This is a genomic window from Vibrio sp., from assembly GCF_984391705.1.
Map to the genome: position 1 here is coordinate 1 of NZ_CFHWOM010000170.1, position 1,025 is coordinate 1,025.

The 1,025-nt window shown below is 47.4% G+C and carries 1 protein-coding gene and 1 pseudogene; both read right to left on the reverse strand.

Features of this window, described 5'->3' with window-relative positions; genetic code table 11:
* Positions 1-520 (reverse strand): annotated as a pseudogene (locus AC4MRV_RS22185) (protein translocase subunit SecF); the annotation flags it as partial.
* 14 nt (positions 521-534) lie between these two features.
* Positions 535-1,025 (reverse strand): SecD/SecF family protein translocase subunit (locus AC4MRV_RS22190; protein ID WP_491189424.1); only part of this gene is annotated, 491 nt, incomplete at its 5' end.

Consider the following 1,025-nt stretch of genomic DNA (forward strand, 5'->3'; position numbering starts at 1 on the left):
TATCGTGTGCTAGTGCCAATACCGCACCAGCCGCTAGACGCCATTCAAATCGCATCGATACGTAGATCAGGATACAGATCAGCGACACAAGGATCGCTAGACCGCCCGCTTCTGTTAGCTCATCACCAACGTTTGGACCTACGAATTCAATACGACGCATTTCTACGCTTTCACCTGTACCATCTTTAATAGCACCGATGATTTGGTTGCCCAGCGTTTCACCTGAAACGTCGTCACGTGGACGCAGACGAACCATTACATCACGAGCACTACCAAAGTTTTGTACTGTCGCATCGCCGAAGCCTTTCGAGTCTAGAGCTGCACGAATCTCTTCAAGGTTTGCTGGTTGTTCAAAACCCACCTCGATAAGCGTACCGCCAGTAAAGTCTAGGCCCCAGTTCAACCATTTGGTTGATAGCGTGAAGATAGAAGCAGCGATCATAACGATAGAGAATACGAACGCGACTTTCGACCAACGCATAAAGCCGATCGTGTTTTCTGCTTTTAGAATTTGAAACATATTAATTCCCAGCCTTAGATCGACAATTTATCAACGCGTTTGCCACCGTAAATCAGGTTCACGATACAACGTGTACCTACAATAGCGGTGAACATTGAAGTTAAGATACCGATAGATAGTGTTACTGCGAAGCCTTTCACCGCACCTGTACCCACTGCAAATAGAATGATCGCAGTGATAAGCGTTGTGATGTTCGCATCGGCAATAGTGCTGAATGCGTTTGCGTAACCTTGGTGAATCGCTTGCTGAGGACTACGTCCATCTCGAAGCTCTTCACGGATACGCTCGAATATCAGCACGTTCGCATCGACCGCCATACCGACGGTTAATACGATACCGGCAATACCAGGCAGCGTCATGGTAGCACCCGGAATCATCGACATAACACCAATGATAAGAACCAAGTTTGCCATCAACGCAATGTTAGCAATCAGACCGAAGCCACGGTAGTAAAGCAGCGTAAACAGCATTACCGCAACCATACCCCAGATACATGCTTGGATAC